Here is an 811-nt window from a genome sequence, read left to right on the forward strand (position 1 = left end):
TTAGCGGTATAAAATTTTTAAGACGATACTCGTGTTCATCCCCGCAGTGAATGATGGGGATCACATCCATTATTGGGCATACCAAATACCCCTCCAGAAGAGGGGTATTTGGTATTTATATCCATATCTAATTCTACCATATCTCTAATTTCGTTAAGATATCTGATGCCGTTTCTCCCCCTTTCCTTCGACCTTTCTTGGCATGTTTTCGTAACAGGGAAAGGAGAGAGAAAAGGTTGATTTCCGCCATATGCGAACGCAAAAGCAACTGGTGCCAATACGATTGGAGAAGATCGAGCGCTTTCCGTTCACTGATTTCAATGTCTTCCTTTTGATGCCAATACATCCGAGCTTGAAACAGAAACGTCTGGGTGACCAAAATGGCAATCAACGTCCCGTATAAATGGCATTCGAAACGTTCTTTTTTCATCTCCTTGACTTTCTCCAAATCAAATACGGATTTCCAGGCTTTAAACAACAATTCAATTTGCCAGCGCAGGGAATAGAGCTCATAAACCTGTTGACCATCAAACGACTCTTGTGGTAAATTCGTCAGTAAGATGTGGTATTTCTTTTGTTCGAGGGTTTGGCGTGCCAGCGCCTTCCCTTTTCTTTTTTCCTTTTTCCGCACATACGCCATCCGTTTTTGCCATTCTTCCGCCGTCAGACGGCGGAAAACCAACCGTGGAACATACAAGCGTTCATGTCCGATGTATACATGTTCCATTTCCACTGATTCCCCTTCCTCTAATTGATTCCCAAGGGATTCCCAATCCCATTCCTTCCACTGGCCATTCTCCTTGATATACAC

At 43.4% G+C, this 811-nt stretch carries 1 protein-coding gene; it reads right to left on the reverse strand.

The genetic code is table 11. The annotated features are described in order from the left end of the window. Positions 1-133: 133 nt before the first annotated feature. On the reverse strand, positions 134-811 hold a 678-nt coding region (locus tag ETC02_RS16755), incomplete at its 5' end, for a transposase (RefSeq protein ID WP_171698460.1).

Origin of the sequence: Geobacillus sp. DSP4a (genome assembly GCF_013096875.1) — a bacterium.
GTDB lineage: Bacteria > Bacillota > Bacilli > Bacillales > Anoxybacillaceae > Geobacillus > Geobacillus thermophilus.